This window comes from Rhodococcus sp. 06-221-2 (assembly GCF_002258365.1).
GTDB lineage: Bacteria > Actinomycetota > Actinomycetes > Mycobacteriales > Mycobacteriaceae > Rhodococcoides > Rhodococcoides fascians.
The window spans coordinates 46,070-66,271 of record NZ_NOYJ01000020.1; the positions used below are offsets into that span (position 1 = coordinate 46,070).

At 66.3% G+C, this 20,202-nt stretch carries 16 protein-coding genes; 5 read left to right on the forward strand and 11 right to left on the reverse strand.

Features of this window, described 5'->3' with window-relative positions:
* Positions 1–18 precede the first annotated feature (18 nt).
* Positions 19–1,881: a glutamine--fructose-6-phosphate transaminase (isomerizing) gene (gene glmS / locus CH281_RS10960; RefSeq protein ID WP_032374672.1), complete on the reverse strand. Its 1,863-nt coding sequence runs from the start codon at positions 1,879–1,881 to the stop codon at positions 19–21.
* Positions 1,882–1,980: 99 nt separating this feature from the next.
* On the opposite strand from glmS, the gene CH281_RS10965 reads away from it, so the two are divergent.
* Positions 1,981–2,841, forward strand: coding sequence for a dienelactone hydrolase family protein (locus CH281_RS10965; RefSeq protein ID WP_032374673.1), 861 nt, complete (start codon positions 1,981–1,983; stop codon positions 2,839–2,841).
* Between the two features lie 282 nt (positions 2,842–3,123).
* Here CH281_RS10965 and CH281_RS10975 read toward each other — a convergent pair whose 3' ends face one another.
* Positions 3,124–5,034 carry a hypothetical protein gene (locus tag CH281_RS10975; protein ID WP_094694131.1) on the reverse strand — a complete coding sequence of 637 codons (1,911 nt, stop codon included), beginning with the start codon at positions 5,032–5,034 and terminating at the stop codon, positions 3,124–3,126.
* Positions 5,031–5,336 (reverse strand): type VII secretion target, encoded by a 306-nt coding sequence (locus CH281_RS10980; RefSeq protein WP_027496348.1) that lies wholly within the window; start codon positions 5,334–5,336, stop codon positions 5,031–5,033. Before CH281_RS10980 ends, CH281_RS10975 begins: the two co-directional genes overlap by 4 nt.
* A gap of 150 nt (positions 5,337–5,486) precedes the next feature.
* On the opposite strand from CH281_RS10980, the gene CH281_RS10985 reads away from it, so the two are divergent.
* On the forward strand, positions 5,487–6,527 hold the full coding sequence (locus CH281_RS10985) for an LLM class F420-dependent oxidoreductase (protein WP_027496347.1): 1,041 nt from the start codon (positions 5,487–5,489) through the stop codon (positions 6,525–6,527).
* Positions 6,528–6,548: 21 nt separating this feature from the next.
* Here CH281_RS10985 and glmM read toward each other — a convergent pair whose 3' ends face one another.
* The 8 genes from glmM to eccCa form a co-directional block, all read right to left on the reverse strand.
* Positions 6,549–7,895 (reverse strand): phosphoglucosamine mutase, encoded by a 1,347-nt coding sequence (glmM, locus tag CH281_RS10990; protein WP_094694133.1) that lies wholly within the window; start codon positions 7,893–7,895, stop codon positions 6,549–6,551.
* Positions 7,896–8,001: 106 nt separating this feature from the next.
* On the reverse strand, positions 8,002–8,526 hold the full coding sequence (gene rpsI / locus CH281_RS10995) for a 30S ribosomal protein S9 (protein WP_027496345.1): 525 nt from the start codon (positions 8,524–8,526) through the stop codon (positions 8,002–8,004).
* Entirely contained in the window at positions 8,523–8,966 is a 444-nt protein-coding gene (gene rplM / locus CH281_RS11000; RefSeq protein WP_027496344.1) for a 50S ribosomal protein L13, read from the reverse strand. The genes rpsI and rplM overlap by 4 nt, the downstream gene beginning before the upstream one ends.
* A 184-nt stretch (positions 8,967–9,150) precedes the next feature.
* Positions 9,151–9,492 carry a TraR/DksA family transcriptional regulator gene (locus tag CH281_RS11005; protein WP_027496343.1) on the reverse strand — a complete coding sequence of 114 codons (342 nt, stop codon included), beginning with the start codon at positions 9,490–9,492 and terminating at the stop codon, positions 9,151–9,153.
* Positions 9,493–9,603: 111 nt separating this feature from the next.
* The gene (locus tag CH281_RS11010; protein WP_094694135.1) at positions 9,604–9,885 is read right to left on the reverse strand and encodes a WXG100 family type VII secretion target; all 282 of its coding nucleotides are present in this window, start codon (positions 9,883–9,885) and stop codon (positions 9,604–9,606) included.
* Between the two features lie 64 nt (positions 9,886–9,949).
* Positions 9,950–10,315, reverse strand: coding sequence for a WXG100 family type VII secretion target (locus CH281_RS11015; RefSeq protein WP_179274169.1), 366 nt, complete (start codon positions 10,313–10,315; stop codon positions 9,950–9,952).
* Positions 10,316–10,475: 160 nt separating this feature from the next.
* On the reverse strand, positions 10,476–11,918 hold the full coding sequence (locus tag CH281_RS11020; protein ID WP_179274170.1) for a type VII secretion-associated protein: 1,443 nt from the start codon (positions 11,916–11,918) through the stop codon (positions 10,476–10,478).
* Positions 11,919–11,950: 32 nt separating this feature from the next.
* Positions 11,951–15,937 (reverse strand): type VII secretion protein EccCa, encoded by a 3,987-nt coding sequence (eccCa, locus tag CH281_RS11025; protein WP_094694141.1) that lies wholly within the window; start codon positions 15,935–15,937, stop codon positions 11,951–11,953.
* 210 nt (positions 15,938–16,147) lie between these two features.
* On the opposite strand from eccCa, the gene CH281_RS11030 reads away from it, so the two are divergent.
* From CH281_RS11030 to mycP, 3 genes are all read left to right on the forward strand, one after another.
* Positions 16,148–17,137 (forward strand): LLM class flavin-dependent oxidoreductase, encoded by a 990-nt coding sequence (locus tag CH281_RS11030; protein ID WP_027496339.1) that lies wholly within the window; start codon positions 16,148–16,150, stop codon positions 17,135–17,137.
* 127 nt (positions 17,138–17,264) lie between these two features.
* On the forward strand, positions 17,265–18,821 hold the full coding sequence (eccD, locus tag CH281_RS11035) for a type VII secretion integral membrane protein EccD (RefSeq protein WP_057474240.1): 1,557 nt from the start codon (positions 17,265–17,267) through the stop codon (positions 18,819–18,821).
* Positions 18,782–20,200, forward strand: a complete 1,419-nt coding sequence (mycP, locus tag CH281_RS11040; protein WP_052061448.1) for a type VII secretion-associated serine protease mycosin — start codon at positions 18,782–18,784, stop codon at positions 20,198–20,200. Before eccD ends, mycP begins: the two co-directional genes overlap by 40 nt.
* Positions 20,201–20,202 lie beyond the last annotated feature (2 nt).

Genomic DNA, 20,202 nt, shown 5'->3' on the forward strand with positions numbered 1-20,202 from the left:
CGAGCCCCGCCGGTCCTACTACTCGACCGTGACGGACTTGGCCAGATTTCGCGGCTTGTCCACGTCGTAGCCGCGCGCCTGAGCGACCTCGGCTGCGAAGACCTGCAGCGGAATCGTCGAGAGCAAAGGCTGCAGCAGTGTCGACGCCGCCGGGATCTCGATGAGGCTGTCCGCGAAAGGCCGGACCGCTTCGTCGCCCTCCTCCGCGATGACGACCGTCCGAGCGCCGCGGGCCTGGATCTCGCGGATGTTGCTGAGCATCTTCGAGTGCAGCACCGCACGGCCCTTGGGCGACGGCATGACGATGATGACCGGAACGCCGTCCTCGATCAGCGCGATCGGACCGTGCTTGAGCTCACCGGCGGCGAAGCCCTCCGCATGCATGTAGGCGAGCTCCTTGAGCTTGAGCGCGCCTTCGAGAGCGACGGGGTAACCGACGTGTCGACCGAGGAACAGGATCGTCGACGACGTCGACAGCTCGCGCGCGAGCGCACGCACCGGCTCGACCGTCTCGAGCACCCGCTGCACCAACTCCGGCATCGCTTCGAGTTCGGCGAACTCGCGCGCCACCTCGTCCGGGTACTTGGTGCCGCGCGCCTGAGCAAGAGCCAAGCCGACGAGGTAGTTCGCGGTCACCTGGGCGAGAAACGCCTTGGTCGACGCGACGCCGATCTCCGGACCTGCACGCGTGTACAGAACTGCGTCGGCCTCGCGGGGAATCTGCGAGCCGTTGGTGTTGCACACCGCAAGAACGCGCGCCTTCTGGTCCTTGGCGTGCCGCACTGCTTCGAGGGTGTCGGCGGTCTCGCCGGACTGCGAGATCGCAACGACCAGGGTCGACCGATCCAGTACCGGGTCGCGATAGCGGAACTCGCTGGCCAGTTCCACTTCCACCGGCAGCCGCGTCCAGTGCTCGATGGCGTACTTGGCGAGCAGACCGGAGTGGTAGGCACTGCCACAGGCGACGACGAACACCTTGTCGACGTCACGCAGTTCCTGATCGGAGAGACGCTGCTCGTCGAGCACGATCCGGCCCTTGTCGAAGTGGCCGAGCAACGTGTCGGCCACGGCGGCGGGCTGCTCCTGGATTTCCTTGAGCATGAAGTAGTCGTGGCCGCCCTTCTCGGCGGCCGCGAGGTCCCAATCGATCCGGAACGGACGCCCCTGCGCGTCGTTGCCGTCGAAATCGCTGATGTCGTAGCCATCGGCCGTGATGACTACGACCTGGTCCTGCCCGAGTTCGACGGCGTCGCGCGTGTGCTCGATGAATGCTGCGACATCGGACCCGAGGAACATCTCGCCCTCGCCGACTCCGAGCACCAGAGGGGTGGACCTACGCGCAGCGACGATCGTGTCCGCGTGATCGGAATGAGTGAAGACCAGCGTGAACGCACCTTCGAGGCGACGCAGCACCGCCTTCGCACTGGCGACGAAATCGCCCGCGGTGGGCCCGTCCGCGTATGCCCGAGCGACGAGGTGGACAGCGACCTCGGTATCGGTGTCGGACAGGAACTCCACACCCGCCGTTTCGAGTTCGGCACGCAGCGGACCGAAGTTCTCGATGATGCCGTTGTGCACCACCGCCACCGTTCCGGACGCGTCGCGATGTGGGTGAGCGTTGCGGTCGGTCGGACGCCCGTGGGTCGCCCACCGCGTGTGTCCCATGCCGGTGGTCCCGACGAACGTATCGGTGCCGATGTCGTCCAGTTCGGCCTCGAGGTTTGCCAGACGCCCGGCCTTGCGCTCCACCGCGGTAGAGCCCGCGCCGTCCAGTATCGCGATTCCTGCGGAGTCGTAGCCCCGATATTCCATACGCCGAAGCGCCTCGACCACCACACCCAAAGCTGGGCGGTGGCCGACATATCCAACGATTCCGCACATGGTGCATCAGGGTACTCGGCACGACGCGCACGACCCATTCGCTCAGGTCGCCGTGTCCGGCGTCCCCATACCCGAGCACATTCGGTAGCGTCATCTCTCGTGGCGAAACCGAAGAAGCTGGCATCTGCTCTCTCCAAGCGTGGCCCGCACAAGGTACTCAGAGGGAACCTGGCCCTGGCCGGGCAACCTGGCGTCGTCTACACCCCGGCCGAAGGCTTCGGCCTGCCCGGTGTGGCGTTCGCGCACGGTTGGATGCTGCGCCCCGGCAGTTACACCGACACCCTGAAGCACCTGGCGTCGTGGGGGTTCGTCGTGGCAGCACCCGACACCGAGCGTGGCCTCGTGCCCTCGCACCGCGGACTCGCCACCGACCTGGGCACTGTGCTCGACATCATGACCGGCGTTCGCCTGGGCTCGGGCAACATCAGTGTGCATCCCGAGAATCTGGCCACAGTCGGTCACGCGATGGGCGCCGGGACCGCCGTACTCGCTGCCTCCCGACGACCGGACGTCAAAGCGGTCGCCGCCCTGTTTCCAGCACCGACGGCACCGTCGTCCGAGGACGCCGCCGCAGGCCTCGACGTGCCCGGACTGGTCGTCGGCGACAGCTCGAACACAGATTCGCTCAACGACAATTCACTGGCTCTCGCCCAGGCCTGGCACGGACCATCCGTCCTCCGACGGATCGACGGCTCGACGGCAGACGGATTCGTCGAAGGCCGGCGAATGCTCCGCGCACTGGGAGTCAACAGCTCCGACCGCAAGACCCAGCAACGCACCCGCGCTGCACTGACCGCATTTCTGCTCTACCACCTGACCGGCGACTCAGACTACGAGGAATTGGCCGGAACGAACGGCGACATCGCCGGCACCCGTGCTGTCGATCCTCACGCGCCGCTGACCGAGCAGCCCAAGCCGAAGGCGACCGCCTCGATCAAGGCACTGCTGGGTCGCGGCTGACCCACCGGGCTCGGCGTCGTCACACCAGCCACGATCGGGGTTGCTCGTCGGGGTCCGGTTCGACGTGTGGTGCGCCGTGCCGTCGATCCAGGTGAGCCGGGCGCAGGACCGAGCCCGCCGCCGACCGAGTGTCGCCTCCGCTCGACGGGTCCGAAACCCCCTGCCCCACATCGGTTCTCGCCGGTTCTCTTGGATTTCGTAGCCGTTCGGCGGCATCCGCCATCGCCGACCGATGCGCGTCGCGAATACGGTGCAGTTCACGACGCCACGCGGGGTCCGGATTCACAGTGCACCCGCCTCGCTCAAGCCCGCGCCGGACCCCGCCGAGCTGGGCTGAGGTTCGGTGACCGGAGGGGCCACGGGAGCTGCAGGTACCTCATGAGTCTCGTTCGAGCCCTGCCGGACGGAGCGCTCCTCGCCCGAAGTTTCCGGAACGCATACCTCCGGAGTGTCCGCGGTCGATGCGGGCTGCAAGTCCGTCGGTTCACTACCCACCTGCGGCTCGTCGGCCGGTGCGACATCCACCGGCGGTGAGGTCGCTGTGTTCGGCTCGGGAGCGCCGGACTCGGCAGAAGGAGGTGCCGGTTCGATCTCGGGTTCTGCATCGGGTGTGGTTCGATCCCCCGCGGCGGGCTCCGGCGGTTCCACGGTCGCCGAAGACCGGTTCGACACCCCGACACCGCTCGGATCGACGGTCCCGGGAACTTCGACGATCTCCGGCAACCCGAAGGGACCGACGCGCAACTCGAACGTGCGCACCCCGAGGCCCGGTGTCTCGAGTCGAAGCGTTACGGCCCCATCGTGTTCGAGCGCGATACGGGCACGATGGCCGTCGAGTTCGGCCTCGAGATGTCCGCGCTCGCCGACGACCTTCGATGCATCACCGAATTCCGGCGACGGGATCGAAGCGGGCGGATCATCGAGCGTTGCAGTCGGATTGGGTTCTGCGGTGGGGTTGGGTTCTGAGGCGGGGTTGGGTTCTGCGGTGGGTCCGGATTCTGCAGTGGGGTCGGCATCGGTCTCGTCGCTGACACTCCCGTCGCCGGTCGTGTCACCGAGCGCCTCGACAACCCGGTCCACGATGTCGTCCACAATGCCGTCCACAATGCCGTCGACGAGTCCGGCGACTGCGTCGACCCGACTGTCTTCACGACCATTGTCGTTCTCGGTTTCGCCCCACGCTTTGGGACCGGTGGCACGTGCATCCGGAGCAGGTGCCGGTTGCGCCGGCGGAGCCGAGGCCGGCACCTCGGACGGAGGGTGGGCTGCCGATGCGGGTCCGGTGACGGCTGCCTCTCCCCCAGCTCCGGCCGTGACCGCCGCAGGGCAGTTCTCGGGCGACGACCGCTCACTCGATTTCTCAGCAACAGCCAGTGGCACCCAACTGCGCTCGTCGAGCTCGTCGAACACGGGGTGGACGACTTCCTCGATGACCTTCACCACCAGGGCCAGGCACTCTCGAACGGCCGTGTCCGTGGCCATGCAGGCAGACGACATTGCGGCACACGTGCGTTGCACATGTGGCACGAACTCGCCCTCGATCCATTCTCGAGACCGGTCGGCGACCTCGGCCGCGAACTCGTCCGATACGTCTGCTCGCGCGAATCGCTCGGCCCATTCCGGAAACGCCGGTGCCAGGCGGGCGAACACGGTTGCCCGGTCGACCGGGACGCACTCGATGCCCGAGGCCAGCAGAAGCGCATCGATTCGGTCGGGATCGTGTCCTTCCACGGCGTCGGTATCGAGGCTTCCGACGAGCTCGGCCTTGTCGGTCACAGCCTCACGCAGTACGTCCACAGCCGCGTACATCGTTTGCAGCGCATCCTCGACCGAGTCGAGAAGCACTCCTGCTCTCTCCTGCTCGGTGGCCACATATCGCTGGGCCGTCTCACCGGCGTCACCGTGCCACCGCAGTCGAAGAACGATCAGGAGCTGCGTCTGCTCGTCCAATTGTTCACCCAGCGCCGCAGCCATAGCCCCGACCGCATCTGCGTCGGACGCCAGAGCCTCCAGGTTCAGGCCGCGCTGCTCGTCGTACCGTGCACACACCTCGTCGTAGCGCGGGACTTCGCTGCCGGGAACGCGCTCGGCCAACGGCAGGAAACGCTCGAAATACAGCAGCCCGACGGCATTGGCGTCGAGAATCTCGTCGACCGATGCTGCCTCGGCGGGCGAGGTGGAAGAAACAGTCACCGCAACGAGTCGATCGCGTGGGCACCGGCGTCGTCCTGTATTTCGTACGCGCTCATCGCGGCGACGAGGGCATCCGCGATGTCGTCGACCGACGATCGCCACACCCCGACGGCTCGCCCGAGCCCGGAGTGGGCGTCGAGATAGGCCGCGCCCAGGTCTCCGTAGTTCCGTCCTGCGGCGGCGGTACCGAATCCCGGTGATGCGATCGAATCGGCTGCCGTGCCCAGGGCCTCCGCCGACGCCGTCATCGAGTTCGCCACCTCGCGCACGCGGACCGCGTCCACCCAGAATCCGTCGCTCATCGCCCGCCCGTTCCCGCTCGAAGTGCCCCTTTCCCACTATGACGTGCGCCGACTCCCATCGGTTCCCCGGCGAGCGGTAACGTCCCGATACGAAACGTCGGTAACAGACAACCGAGCAGCTCCACCAGCTACTCGAGAACGAGGAGTCCCATGCACATCGGAACGATGCTGAACTACAGCGGTGGTTTCACCGAGACCGTTGCCGAGGTAGCCGAACTCGAGAAGGCGGGCCTCGACATCATCTTCGTGCCCGAGGCCTATTCTTTCGACGCCGTCAGTCAACTCGGGTTCCTTGCGGCCAAGACGAGCACGATCAAGATCGCGTCGGGCATCTTCCAGATCTACACGAGAACGCCGTCGCTGACGGCCATGACGGCCGCCGGCCTCGACTACGTTTCCGACGGGCGCTTCGTTCTCGGACTCGGCGCATCCGGGCCACAGGTCGTCGAGGGTTTCCACGGCGTCAAGTACGACGCACCCATCGCCAGAACCCGTGAGGTCATCGAGATCTGCCGCCAGGTGTGGCGTCGAGAAAAAGTGCAGTATCAGGGCAAGCACTACCAGATCCCGTTGCCGGCGGACAAGGGAACCGGCTTGGGCAAGCCACTGAAGCTGATCAATCACCCTGTGCGCGAACGCATTCCGGTCGTCATCGCCGCTCTCGGACCGAAGAACGTCGAGCTCACCGCGGAGATCGCAGAGGGCTGGCAGCCCATCTTCTACTTCCCGGAGAAGGCAGCCGACGTGTGGGGCGAATCGCTGGCCGCAGGCAAGGCCAAACGCGATCCGTCACTCGGCGAACTCGAGGTGTTCGCCAGTCCCACCCTCGCCATCGGCGAGGACGCCGACAAGTACCTCCCCTGGGTCAAGCCGCACCTGGCGCTCTACATCGGCGGCATGGGGGCCAAGGGAAAGAACTTCTACAACTCCCTCGCTCAGCGCTACGGCTACGAAGCCGAGGCCGAGAAGATTCAGGATCTGTACCTCGCCGGCAAGAAAGAGGAAGCAGCAGCGGCGGTTCCGGACGAGCTCGCGCGTTCGGTGAATCTCATCGGACCGGAGAGCTACGTCAAGGAGCGCGTGGCAGCCTTCGCCGAAGCCGGCGTGACGACACTCAACGTCGCACCGTTGGCCGAGGACACCGCAGGACGCGTCGCGCAGCTCACTGCGTTGCGAGAACTCACCGCCTGACGATCGGACACCGCCTGACGATCAGACCGCCGCGACCCGGCCCGCCAACTCCTCGGCGAGCCGGGTCGCGACGTCGAGTTCCGACGCTTCCACCATCACTCGCACGAGCTGTTCGGTCCCGCTGGGACGCAACAGAACTCGCCCCGATTGGCCGAGCTCGAGCTCGGCGACGGCCACGGCGTCCGACACCGACGGTGCCGACGCCACCGCAGCTTTGTCCGAGACACGTACGTTGATCAACACCTGGGGCAGCGTGCGCATCGGCGACGCCAGATCCGCCAGGGTGCGTCCGGTCCGGGCCATCCGCTCCATCAGGCGCAGCGCGGTGGCGATCCCGTCGCCGGTCGTCCCGATCGCAGGGAGTACGACGTGTCCGCTCTGCTCACCACCGAGTGCGTACCCTCCGCGGCGCAACTCCTCGAGGACGTATCGATCACCGACTGCGGTGGTACGCAACGTGATTCCCGCTTCGCGCATCGCGATGTGGAGCCCGAGGTTGCTCATGACGGTGGCGACCAACGTGTTGTCGGTCAGCGTGCCGGCCTCGCTCATCGCGATGGCCAGCACAGCCATGATCGCGTCCCCGTCCACCACCGCACCGGAGGCATCGACCGCGAGGCAGCGGTCGGCGTCGCCGTCGTGCGCGATCCCGAGGTCGGCCCCGTGCTCGACGACAGCCTTCTGCAGCCCTTCCAGGTGCGTCGAACCACACCCGTCGTTGATATTCAGCCCGTCGGGCTCGGCGTTGATCGCCACGACCGTCGCACCGGCCCGGCGGTAGATTTCCGGTCCGACCGTCGAGGCTGCACCGTGCGAGCAATCCACCACGACGGTGACACCGTCGAGTCGGTGCGAGAGCGGTGCCACGAGGTGCGCGGCATAGAGCTCGGCAGCGTCCGGCGCGACGTCGATACGACCGATGGCAGCGCCCGTCACATCGACCGGCTTCTCGGTACGACCGTCCACCCCGAGTAGCGCCTCGATGCGATCTTCCATGTCGTCGTCGAGCTTGTGCCCGCCTGCGGCGAAAATTTTGATTCCGTTGTCGGGCATCGCATTGTGCGAGGCGGAGATCATCACGCCCAGCGCCGCGCCGTATTCGCCGGTGAGGTAGGCGACCGCGGGGGTCGGCAGCACGCCCACGTCGATCACGTCGACACCCGAGGCAGTGAGCCCGGCCGACACTGCGGCACCGAGCATCGAACCGCTGATTCTGGGGTCACGGCCGACGACCGCTGTCCGTCGACCACCGTCGACATCCGGTGCCAGCACGGCGGCGGCAGCCCGGGCGATGGTCATCGCGAGCTCTGCCGTCAGGACCCCGCCTGCGAGTCCCCTCACTCCGTCGGTGCCGAACAATCGCGCCATGAATGAAGACCCCTTCGAACAGAGAGAACATCGTCGGAAAATGCCTCGAGGGCAGGCATCCGATCTTGCTGGAGCCTGCCCTCGAGGATGGAACGGGTAAGACGCGTCAGCGCTTGGAGTACTGCGACGCCTTACGGGCCTTCTTCAGGCCGTACTTCTTGCGCTCGACCGCACGCGCGTCACGCGTGAGGTAGCCGGCGGCCTTGAGAGCCGGGCGATCGTCCGGGGTGAGCTCGATCAGCGCACGCGAGATGGCCAGACGCAGCGCGCCTGCCTGTCCCGACGGTCCGCCACCGTGCAGCAGTGCCACGATGTCGAAGGACTCTGCGCGGTCGACCAGCACCAGAGGAGCCTTGATCAGCTGCTGGTGCACCTTGTTCGGGAAGTAATCCTCGAGGGTGCGGCCGTTGAGCTTGAATCCACCGGTGCCCGAGGACAACCGAACACGAGCGACGGCTTCCTTGCGGCGGCCGACGGTCTGGATCGGGCGATCGAACACGATGGGGGCCGGAGCTGCAGCAGCTTCGATTTCCGTGGCCACCTCGGGATCTTCCACTGCCACGAACTCGTCGGCGGCGATCTCTTCGATGTTCTCCTGCGACGTCACGTCATTTCCCTCCGGCGCCGTCACTGGGACACCTGCTTGATCTCGAACGGAACGGGCTGCTGAGCGGCATGCGGGTGGTTCGGTCCCGCGTAGACCTTCAGCTTGCTCGCGATGGCATTTCCGAGCTTGTTCTTCGGGATCATGCCGACAACGGCCTTCTCCACGAGACGGTCGGGGTTGTTCTCGAGCACCTGACGCGTCGAGCGCGACTTCAGACCGCCCGGATGGCCGGAGTGGTGGTGGTGGAACTTGCCATCGAGCTTGTTGCCACTGATGGCAACTTTCTCGGCGTTGATGATGACGACGAAGTCGCCACCGTCGACGTTGGGTGCGTAGGTGGGCTTGTGCTTACCGCGGAGCAGTGTCGCGGCCTGGACGGCGAGGCGTCCGAGCACGACGTCCGTGGCGTCGATCACATGCCACGTCCGGGTGGTGTCCCCGGCCTTCGGGGCGTAAGTAGACACAGAAAATTCCTGTCTTCATGATGTCGCTGCTGGCCAAGACGTGTGGATGCCCTCGGCGGCCAGTTGAGACCCGAGGACAAGAGCTCTGCACATCGAAGAAATGCGGCGAGCCCATACACGCCAACGGGGAACGATACCGGGAGCCGGCACCCAGGTCAAAACGCCTCCGACGCGGAAGACCGGCTCAGGACAGGCGAACGCACCGCACACAGCGGCGGGCCGCAGGCAATGCCTCGAGCCTGATCGCCGGTATCGACTCTCCGCACCGCTCACACGTGCCGTACGTACCGAGATCCCACCGCGTGGACGCAGCGTCGAGCTCGCGCATCTCGGACTCGGTGTCGGAGATCAGGGCTGCGATCTTGGCACGCTCGAAGGCGATGGTGGAACCCTCCGGGTCGTGTTCGTCGTCGTCGGTGGTCCACCGGCTGCCTTCGATGACCGACGCGAGCTCGTCGCGAAGGGAGTGCAGGCGGTGTTCGGCGCGAGAACGCTCGGCATCGATCGCCGTCCCGAAATCCGTCATCCGTCCAGTACACACCGCCACCACAACCCGCGCCAGGTGCCGCGCCCCTCGACAGTCGTATGCCCCGACCGACAAGTGCCGATCGGGGCATACGACGCTCGTGGTCGACGGTCAGCGCGCCATGCGCGCCTTGTTCGCCATCTCCACCCCGTGCATGGCCTCGCCGCCGGTGCGGGCGGCCGCGACGAGGCTCGACAGAATGAGATTGAGCTCGTCGGATGCGGAGTTCCACTGACGCTGGAGTTCGTAGTAGGACGTCATCGCGTCGCCCTCCCACGATTCGTAGAGTCTCTTCGCAGTGCCGTCCACGTCGGCGAGAAGGTCTTTGGTCACGTTCGCCTGCTTGTTCATCGCCTCGGTCAACACCGCGATCTGAGCGAAGTCGTACTTCATGTCGAATCAGTCTCCTAAATAGAGCTCGGTCGTGTGGTCGGTCGTTCGGTGGCCGGTCGTGCCGTCAGTTGAACGTGGCCAGTCCCGAACCGAGCGATCCCGCCACCTGGTTCACAGCCGCCACGTTGTCGTCGTCCGCATCGGAGTAGCCGTGGCCGTTCGTCTTGATGTCCGCCGAGATCTGCTCGAGCGCGCTGCGCATCTTCCGGGCACTGGTGTCCCACTGCGACATGACATCCTGAAACGACTTGCCGGCCTTGCCCACCCACGCCTCGGCGGTCTGCTCGACGATGGAACGCACGGCCGAGTTGGACGCATCGATCGACACGCTCAGGCCCTCGATCGTCGCCCCGGCAGCAACGAGCTCCTGCGGTGTGACGGTGACGCCGTTCGACGAACCCGTAGATTCCGGTCCTCCTGGATATCCCACTTCGACTCCTCTGCTTCGATTTTCGTATTCACGTACGCCCGCGGCGCACATGACGCTCGACCGAGGGACCGCGTGCGGCCCGCTCACTCCCCTACATCTCCTTGGACGCAGCCACCCCTTGGTTCGGTTCCGGCATACGGCGAAAATCTGCGCGGCGGCCTCAACTCATCGGCACGATCTCCAGAGTCTGGGTGGCCAGATCACATTCGGTGTCGATCGCGGACGAGTCCGGTCCCTCGAACTGGCAGCCGATGCTCACCTGCACATCCGATTCGACCAGCACACGCCACAACACAGTGGACGCATCGGCCGGCCGCTCGACGTACGAGATCCCCACCCGACCTCCGAAATCACGGGCAGGCTCCAGCGATCCGATCGGGGAGTCGGGTCCACGCGCGTCGACTGCCGCACCGAGCTCGGACGCAACCTGTTCGAGCGTCGAGCCGGGCACCAGTTCCTGCACTGTGACGACGATGCGACGCTCGGGTGCTGTCGGCGGAATCAACACCATCCGGGCCGGGTCCTCCATCCTGGTCCAGGTCGCCGGTAGTCGCAGCGACGCCCGGCCCGAGACGAACGTCGCCGACGGGATCACCGACGGTGACTCGCTCGTCGCCGATACTGCTGTCGCCGAGGTCGTTTCGGTCGCGGGGGTCGTTTCGGTCGCCGATGCCGCCGGGGTGGCAGGCACCGCGAACGGCGGCGAGGTCGCGACGGCCACCTCTTGCGGAGACCGAAGGACGAACGTCAGTGCAACGACACCACCGGCAACGATGACCGATGCGGCCACCGCACCGAACACTCGAACCGGCAATGCGCTTCTTCGGGGAGGTGGCACCGCGACGGTCACTTCGTCGAGCCATGCCGCCGAGCGCCCTGCCGCGGCTCGCCCTGACGGGGCAGTTTCCACCTCCGCTCCCGCACGTCGATACAGAGACCTGGCGACGTCGAGTCCGGTCAGCCATCGTGCCGGATCTTCCGCAGCGGGGCTCGAGCTCGAACCCGACTCCGCCACGATGAAAATGTCCTCGGGACATTGCGACACCGACGATCGAAGGTAGTCGTCGGCTCGTCGTCGCCAGCTGTCGTCTCGTTCTCCGACAGCAAGTACTGCACCGATGTCGCCGCCGTGAGTTCTTGCCTCGTCCACCAGGACGACCGTCGTGTCGAGGGTGCCCACTTCGATCACCACCGCAGCAGCCGGTGCGCGTTCTCCCGCCGACGCGACCGCGGCGATCGCCGTCTCCACGACGACGACCTCGCTCGCCGACGTGGCGAACACGGCTCGGAGGAGCTCTCGACGCTCGTCGCCCCACGTCGAGGGATACGCGATCTCGAGCAGATCGAGTCGTTCGTGTATCCCGGCTCCCTGCAGCGCCGACCACACGATCCCGTGCAGGACTTCGCCGCGATCCCACACTGCGCCGCCCACGAGGATCGATCGATCGTCGAGACACAGCAGCGGAGGGACCTCGGTGTCCGCGCCCGCCCGCCCGAAGACGAGACGACCACCCTCCGATACCGCGTATGCGGATCCGACGTGTTCGCGTGGACCCTGCAGCGTCGCACCGGACGCGACGACAGAAATCTCCGAATGACTCAAATGCACAGCCGCGTAACGCCACTGCGCCCTCGTCAACTCGAGTGTCCGAGCTGCACGAGCGCGGGGCCGGACCGATCGACGAACACTCCACGTCCGGGCGGCATCGGGCTCGGACGCACGGTGCCGATCAAGCTCCCCTCGTCTCGGCTCCCGCTCATGACCAATCCCGGAGTCACCAGGTCGCGTAGCCGCCCGATCACCGGGTCGAACAGTGCCCGCGCCGCCCCGCCCGAGCGACGCGCCACGATGAGGTGCAGTCCGATGTCCCGGGCGTGTGGCAGATGCTCGACCAAGGGCGACAACGGGTTTCCGGACGCCGTGGCCACCAGGTCGTAATCGTCGACGACGACGAACACCTCGGGCCCGTCCCACCACGACCGCTCTCGGAGCTGCTGCTGGGTCACGTCCGATCCCGGCATGCGCCTGCTCATTCTGCCTGCGAGATCGACGATCATCGCCGTCAACGTCGCCTGCGCGGCCGCATAGCCGGCCAGATGCTCGGAATCGACTGTGCCCAAGAGAGTTCGACGGTAGTCCGCCACGATCAGTTTCACCCGATCGGGTGGGTTCGCATCGACCAAAGATCGACAGATCCCCCGCAGCAGGGACGTCTTCCCGCATTCGCTGTCGCCGAAGACGACGAAGTGTGGGTTCTCGGCGAAGTCGACCGTCACCGGAGCCAGCTCGGCCTCGTCGATGCCGATCGGAACCCTCAGTTCCGCAACGGTGCCACGGTCGCGGGGCCAGGCGCCGGCGAGTCGATCGAGCACCTCCGACCGTTCGAGCATCTCCGGCAACATGCGGACCGGCGGGGCAGGCGACCCCGTGGACGCTGCGGCGATCGCGCTGACGGACTCTGCGACAGCTCGAGACAGGTCGGCCACCGATCGACGGTCGTCGACCCGAGGCAGTGCGATCTGCAGGTGGAGACCGTCCTTGGTCATGCCCCGGCCCGGTCGGCCCTGCGGCACACTGGCGGCTTTCGTTCGGCCGATGTCCGAGTCCGACGGATCTCCGAGTCGCAGCTCGAGCCGGGTCCCGATCAGATCCTTCGTCGCGGGCCTCACTTCTGCCCAGCGAGAGGCCGTCAGAACGAGGTGCAGACCGAATGCCAGTCCCTGGGTCGTCAGCGTCGCGATCTGTTGTTCGAGACTCTCGAAGTCGGATCTGATGGATTGCCATCCGTCGATCACCAGGAAGACGTCGCCGAACCTGTCGTTCGCATCGACCGGTTGCATCGCCCGCAGCCGCCGGAACTCGACCATGGAATCGATGCCGCGATCTCGAAAAGTCTTCTCCCGCTGACGAACGACAGCCGCGACCTCGGCCACGGTCCGGCGTACTCGGTCGACGTCCAATCTGTTGGCCACCGATCCGACGTGCGGTAGTTCGGCCAACCCGGCCAGCGTTCCACCCCCGAAGTCCAAGCAGTAGAACTGAACCTGAGCGGGTGTGTGCGTCATCGCCAGAGCCATGATCAGCGACCGAAGGGCCGTCGATTTCCCCGACTGCGGAGCCCCCACGATCGCCACGTGCCCGGCTGCACCGGACAGGTCGACGGTGAGCAGATCCCGCCGCTGATCGAACGGCCGGTCGATGATGCCGATCGGAGCACGAAGTGTGCTCAGCGCATCGACGCCGCCGCTCAGTACCGACCGAGGCAGTAAGCGGGTCAGTGTCGGTGCCTTGTCCAACGGCGGTAGCCATACCTCGTGGGCCGGCATACCGCGACCTGCGATTCGGCCGACGACGACGTCGAGAACGGTCGCGCCGGTGTCGTCGTTCTCGACCGGATCCGGTTCGACCACCGGCTCGACACGGACGTCGTTCTCGACGGGATCGACCACGACGGGATATGCGGTGAACGGCCTCGGACGGATATCGACGCCCTGCGCCGCGGGTGCCCCCGCACTCGAACGTGGCGGAACGTACGGTCCGGACACGTAGGCCGCAGCGAAGCGGACGATCTCGGCCGAATCGCACTTGAGATAGCCGGCACCGGGCTGAGCAGGTAGGTGGTACGCGTCGGGAACACCGAGAACAGAACGTGACTCGTTGGCCGAGAACGTTTTCAGACCGATTCGATAGGACAGATGACTGTCGAGTCCGCGCAGCTTGCCTTCTTCCAGACGCTGACTGGCCAACAACAGATGCATGTGCAACGAACGTCCGAGCCGCCCGATAGCCACGAACAATTCCGCGAATTCCGGTTGCTGACTGAGCAATTCCGAGAACTCGTCGACCACCACGAACAGAGCGGGCAACGGTGCCAGAGCAGCTCCCGCTGCGCGCGCCTTCTCGTAGTCGGACACATTGGCGAAGTTTCCGGCCGAGCGCAGCAACTCCTGCCGACGGTTCATCTCGCCGGCGAGGGCATCACGCATCCGGTCGACCAGAGCCAGGTCCTCGGACAGGTTGGTGATCACGGCCGCAACGTGCGGCGCGGCCTCGAGCCCCGCGAAGGTCGCCCCGCCCTTGAAGTCGACCAGTACCAGGTTCAACTGCTGCGGGGCGTGGGTGGACACCAATCCGAGAACGAGCGTACGCAGAAACTCCGACTTACCCGAACCCGTTGCGCCGATGCACAATCCGTGTGGACCCATGCCGTTCTCGGCAGACTCCTTCAAATCGATCTCGACCGCGCTGCCGTCGGGTGCGACGCCGATGGGTACCCGCAACCGGTCTCGACCGCGACGCACTGTCCACGCTCGATCCGTATCGAGCGTGGCGACGTCGGCTATTCCGACGAGGCTGTTCCATCCCGACACTGCGGCCCCGTCGTCGGTGACGGTATCGACAGCGGAGGGCGACGACGGCGCGCGATACGGAGAAAGGCGTCGAGCAACGGCGTGTGCCTCGGTGGTGCTCATCGCGTCCGCCACGGCGAAGACCTCGACTGCCGTGCCGCTGACCGCACCGATCGAGCCGTTCTCGACCACCAGCTGGAGCCCGCGACTTGCCGCCAGTCGCGTGCACAACCCGGACAGGTCGACGATGGTGACGGAATCGAGGCCGGTGTCGGTGAGGTCGGTCGAACGGTTGGCGACCAGTCCGCCGTCCACCACGATCACCAACTGCGTGACCCCACTGTTCACCGCCCCACGTGCGAAGCGATTCCGCATCGACAGGACGTCCCCCAGCGCGCTCTCGAGCTCGAGGACACTGCCGAAGATCATTCGCGCAGAACCGGCACCGTCTCGCAACACGTCGTGTTGTGTGTGCGGCAGCCACTTGGTCCATTCCCACTGCTCCACGGTGTCGGGGCCGCAGACGACGGCCACCGCGAGGTGGTCCGGTCCGTGGAAGGTACAGAGATAGGCGACCATCGAGCGCACCATCGCGCGAGCGGCATCGCGATCCCCGGCTACCGACAGAGCGGCGAATCCCCTCAGCGACACGGCAATCGGCAACTCGGCCACCACCGAGTGTGCTCGCACGAATCGGCGCAGCGACACCGCGGACACCGGTTCCAGCTCTTCCACAGGTCCGGTCTCGGGAGGCACGAGTCGGGTCGCCAAACGCTGATCGCCGAGCCCGACCCGCACGTGGGCGAAGTCGGCGTCCTGAGGCCGACGTTCCCACATACGGTGCGTTCCGGCCGTCGACCACAGAGTGCCCGGATCCGGGTGGCTCCACTCGAGTGCCCTGCGCTGATCTCGCTCGGTGTCGGCGACGTCTCGTCGAAGCTGGTCGAGATACCGCAGATAGTCCTTACGGTCCTCGTTCGCCTCGGCGGTACGTGCTCCCCCGGACTTGCCCCCGCCTGCCAACATGCCCACCATCGACATCAGCATCATGGCTGGGAACATCAACATCATCGGGTTCGCTGCCGCACCGGAAGTGAACATGAGCGCAACCATTCCGACCATGGCGGCGACCATCACCAGCGGCATCAGCTTCATCAGGAGATTGCCGGGTACCGCGCGCGGCACGGGAGGCGGCGGTTGAAGTACGACCTCGCCGCCCGGTGACCGAGGTACTTCCCGGCGCGCGCTGCGAACGAAGCGCACGGTACTCATCGATCAGCCCCCACGGCCGCGCCCCCACAACTGCATTCGCGGCGACCTCCCCCCGAGGCCGCGTGGACGACAGGCTAACGCATGCACAACCGGAGGGTCCACCGTTGCGTCGAAGCATCGGGATACAGAAATAGAACGGCACCGCATTCGGTTGAACGAAGAATGCGGCTCCGAGGCCGCACATGTTCGACGAACGAAAGGTCGGCTTCCGTGTCCGTACCCCTGTCCATCCTCGATCTCGCACACGTGGGCGAGGGCGAAACAATCCGAGACAGTTTCGACGCCAGCGTGACGCTCGCCCAGCACGCCGAGAACTGGGGTTACCAGCGCATCTGGTACGCCGAACATCACAACATGAAGACGATCGCATCGTCGGCGACGTCGGTGTTGATCGGGCACGTGGCCGCACACACGAAGCGAATTCGACTCGGCTCCGGCGGGATCATGCTTCCCAACCACGCGCCGCTCACCATCGCCGAGCAATTCGGCACGTTGGCCACGTTGTTCCCGGACAGGATCGATCTCGGACTGGGCCGCGCCCCCGGCAGCGACCAGGTGACCATGCGCGCCATGCGCCGCGACCCCGCGTCCTCGGACCGATTCCCCCAGGACGTCCAGGAGCTGCAGGGGTACCTGTCCCAGCAGTCCCTCGTCCCCGGGGTCAGTGCCACGCCGGGTGCCGGCACCGAGGTGCCGCTGTACATCCTCGGATCGTCTCTCTTCGGCGCACAGCTCGCGGCAGCCCTCGGCCTGCCGTACGCATTCGCGTCGCATTTCGCACCCGACGCACTCGAACAGGCCGTGGAGATCTATCGCCGCGACTTCCGTCCGTCGGCGCAGCTGTCCGAACCTCACCTCATCGTGGGCGTCAACGTGATCGCTGCGGACACCGTCGCCGAGGCTCAGGCCCAGTTCCTCCGAACCAAGAGAAGCCGCGTTAGCCTGCTGCTCGGACGGGGTCGCACCTTCACCGACGAGGAAGCCGACATGGTGCTGGAAGCACCCGCGGGGCAACAGATCTCGAAGATGACGAAGTACTCGGCCGTCGGGACGCCCGACATGGTCAGGGAGTACCTCGACCGATTCGCCGAACGCACGGGAGCAGACGAGTTGATCGTCGCCTCGGGCGTCTCCGATCGTCGATCCTGGCTCAGGTCGTTCGAGCTGCTGGCCCAGGTGAGCGAGCTGGTTCCTGCCTGACTGCTGCGAGCAGGTCTCGGCGGAGGCGACGAGCGGTCGAGTGTCGGCGTGATGTCGTAGGGTGTGGACGCACGATGCCCGGGGGGCGGGCATCGACAGTGCACTGCACGCATCCGGGGGGATATCCATGACACGCGCCGACAGCCGTCCCGCAACGACGAACACACCGTCCGACGCAGCCGAACCGACCATCGCATCGGACCCGGCCCGACGTGCGCAGGGGCTGCGTGCCGTCTTCGCCCAGGACGTGTGCCGGGTGACGGTGTCGGCGAGGTCGACCCAGGTTGATATGGCACTGCCCGTGGACGTTCCGGTGTCGCTGTTGATTCCGGGGATCGTCGACATGATCGCGTCACGAGCGGAGCCTGCGGAAGGACCGGGTCCGGTCGGGAGCCGGACCGCGGACTCCGGATCCGACGGGTTGTCGGGGGCCTGGACGCTGTCCCGTATCGGACGTCCGCCGCTACCGTCGACGTCCACGCTGTCGGAACTGGGCGTACGTGACGGCGACCTGCTGGTGTGGGGTATCGCCGAGCGTCCGGCACCGACTCCGTTGTTCGACGATCTCATGGATGCCGTGGCCCGTTCCGGCACCGACGACGTCGCTCAGTGGACCGCGCGTACTGCACGCACGGTCGGTTCGATCATCACGGGCTCAATGGTGCTGCTCGCCTGCGGAATCGTTCTGAGTGACCCGGTTCGATCCGGTGCCGAGAACACGAGCAGCCCGGTCGAGGCAGTCGCCGCGGTCACGGCCGCGGTCCTGTTCGCCGTTGCGGGGATGATCCTCGTCCGGCTGTACGAGCAGGTGGCCGTCGCGGTGCTTTTCGGGGGATGCGCTTCGGCGCTGATGTTCACCGGTGGAACTCTGTTCGTGCCCGGCCAGTTCGGGGCAGCTCACGTGATGTTGGGTTCGGCCATGGCCGGCTCGATGGCGCTGTTGTCTCTGCGAATCGGCGGTGCCGGGCTCGCCGTGTTCACCGGGTCGATCGTGCTGGCAGTGTCGGCGTTCGCCGCGGCGGCCTGCGCGTTGTTCACCGTGATGACGCCGGCGGCCATCGGTACCGTCGCAGCACTGGTAGGTCTGACCGGAATCGCCGTGTCGGCCCGACTGTCGATGATGCAGGCGCGGCTTCCGTTGCCTCCGGTCCCCACCGCCGGTGCCCCACTGGACACCGCCCAGGAGGCAGAGCTCGATTCGATGTCGTTCGCAGATCTGCAGGTGGCAGCCACGCGCGCACGGAGCTACCTGACGGGATTGCTCACGGCGTTCACGATCGTGGTGGTGATGGGAGTACTCGCTGCGGCGGCGAGCGACACCGCGACCGGTTCCGGGTGGCCCGGCATCGCCCTCGCCGCACTGTGCGCGCTGGTGCTACTTCTGCGCGGACGCACGTATGCCGTTGTGACACATGCCGTCCCACTCGTCGGTGGTGGTGCGGTCGTCCTGTTCTCGCTCTCGGTCGGGGCAGTGATCACATTTCCGGACCGTGCACTCGAGTTGTTCGGCGCGGCGTTGGCCGCCGCCGTCGTCGCATCCGTGTTCGGAGCCCTGGTTCCGACCCGCAACTATTCGCCGGTGATGCGGCGATCGGCCGAACTGGCGGAATACGCCGCGATCGCCCTCGTCATTCCGATCGCAGTATGGGTGTGCGGTCTGTACAGCGTCGTCCGCGGACTGTGACCGCGCGCCGGCGTCGAGCGAACACCGTTGCCGCGCTCACCGTCCTGACCCTCACCTACGAAGCCCTGATGGGACCGTCCTTCGCGCACGCCGAACGCCCGCTCATCGATCCGGTGCAACTGCCACCGCCCAGCCCTCCCGCCCCTTTGGAACCGACCGAGCAGAAGAACGCGTGCGCCGTCCCCTCCGAAACGATCGACGCCCAGGAAATTCCGACGGCGCAACAGGCACTCGACTTCGCGTCCGTGTGGCCGATCACTCGTGGAGCCGGTCAACTGATTGCCGTCATCGATACGGGCGTCACGCCTCACCCACGTCTGCCGGGTCTGATTCCTGGGGGCGACTACGTCGGCACCGCCGACGGATTGTTCGACTGTGACGCGCACGGCACGATGGTGGCCGGTCTCATCGCCGCGCAGACAGCCTCGGGCAGCGGTTTCGCCGGCGGCGCTCCGGACGCCCGCATCCTGTCGATCCGTCAGTCCAGCAACGTGTTTCAAGTCGTGGACAACAGGACCGACCAGGAGAAGTCGACCGAACCCGAGAACGCTGCCGGGTACGGAAACGTACGGACGATGGCCATGGCAATCCGGACGGCGGCCGACGCAGGCGCATCGGTCATCAACATCTCCGAAGTGGCGTGCGTACCGGCCGGCGCAGGCGTCGCCGACGGCCCACTCGGCGCAGCAGTGGAGTACGCCGTTCGCGAGAGAAACGTCGTCGTCGTGGCCGCGGCGGGCAACTTCGGAAGCGACGCGTGCAGGGCACAGAACCCCATGCCCGACCCGGTCCGGCCCGAGGCGGACCCGTGGGAAGGGTTTGCGACCATCGCGACACCTGCCTGGTTCGACGACGTGTTGACCGTCGGTTCGGTCGAGTTGGACGGTTCGCCGTCGTCGTTCAGCCTGGCCGGACCATGGGTGGACGTGGCTGCTCCGGGCTCCAACATGACGTCGCTGTCGCCGGCGGGCAACGGCCTGGCCAACGGCATTCGGGGCACCGACGGCGTAGTACCGATGACCGGAACCAGTTTCGCCGCACCGCTCGTCGCTGCGACAGCGGCACTGGTGCGGGCGTACAGGCCCGATCTGTCCGCTCTCCAAGTGATCGACCGCATCGAGCGAACAGCTCATGCGCCGGCCGACGGATGGAATCCGTCGGTCGGCCACGGTGTCGTCGATCCACTCGCTGCAGTAACCGACGTCGTGACACCGACGCAGCGAACCGTCCCCGCAGATGCGGTCGCGATCGGTGCGCCGCTCCCACCGCTCGCCGTCGATCATCGGCCCCGCGATGCGGCGGTGGCCGGGTCGGTAGTGGTCGCGGTGATTCTGGGCCTCGGAACGGCAGTCTCCATTCCCCTGCGCCGACGACTGTGATC

What these genes read in the sequence shown, in the direction of transcription:
- glmS (WP_032374672.1), bottom strand. Translation starts at nt 1,881, where the DNA reads ATGTGCGGAATCGTTGGATATGTCGGCCACCGCCCAGCTTTGGGTGTG.
- CH281_RS10980 (WP_027496348.1), bottom strand. Translation starts at nt 5,336, where the DNA reads ATGAGCGACGGATTCTGGGTGGACGCGGTCCGCGTGCGCGAGGTGGCG.
- CH281_RS10985 (WP_027496347.1), top strand. Translation starts at nt 5,487, where the DNA reads ATGCACATCGGAACGATGCTGAACTACAGCGGTGGTTTCACCGAGACC.
- glmM (WP_094694133.1), bottom strand. Translation starts at nt 7,895, where the DNA reads ATGGCGCGATTGTTCGGCACCGACGGAGTGAGGGGACTCGCAGGCGGG.
- CH281_RS11005 (WP_027496343.1), bottom strand. Translation starts at nt 9,492, where the DNA reads ATGACGGATTTCGGGACGGCGATCGATGCCGAGCGTTCTCGCGCCGAA.
- CH281_RS11010 (WP_094694135.1), bottom strand. Translation starts at nt 9,885, where the DNA reads ATGAAGTACGACTTCGCTCAGATCGCGGTGTTGACCGAGGCGATGAAC.
- eccCa (WP_094694141.1), bottom strand. Translation starts at nt 15,937, where the DNA reads ATGAGTACCGTGCGCTTCGTTCGCAGCGCGCGCCGGGAAGTACCTCGG.
- eccD (WP_057474240.1), top strand. Translation starts at nt 17,265, where the DNA reads ATGACACGCGCCGACAGCCGTCCCGCAACGACGAACACACCGTCCGAC.
- mycP (WP_052061448.1), top strand. Translation starts at nt 18,782, where the DNA reads ATGGGTGTGCGGTCTGTACAGCGTCGTCCGCGGACTGTGACCGCGCGC.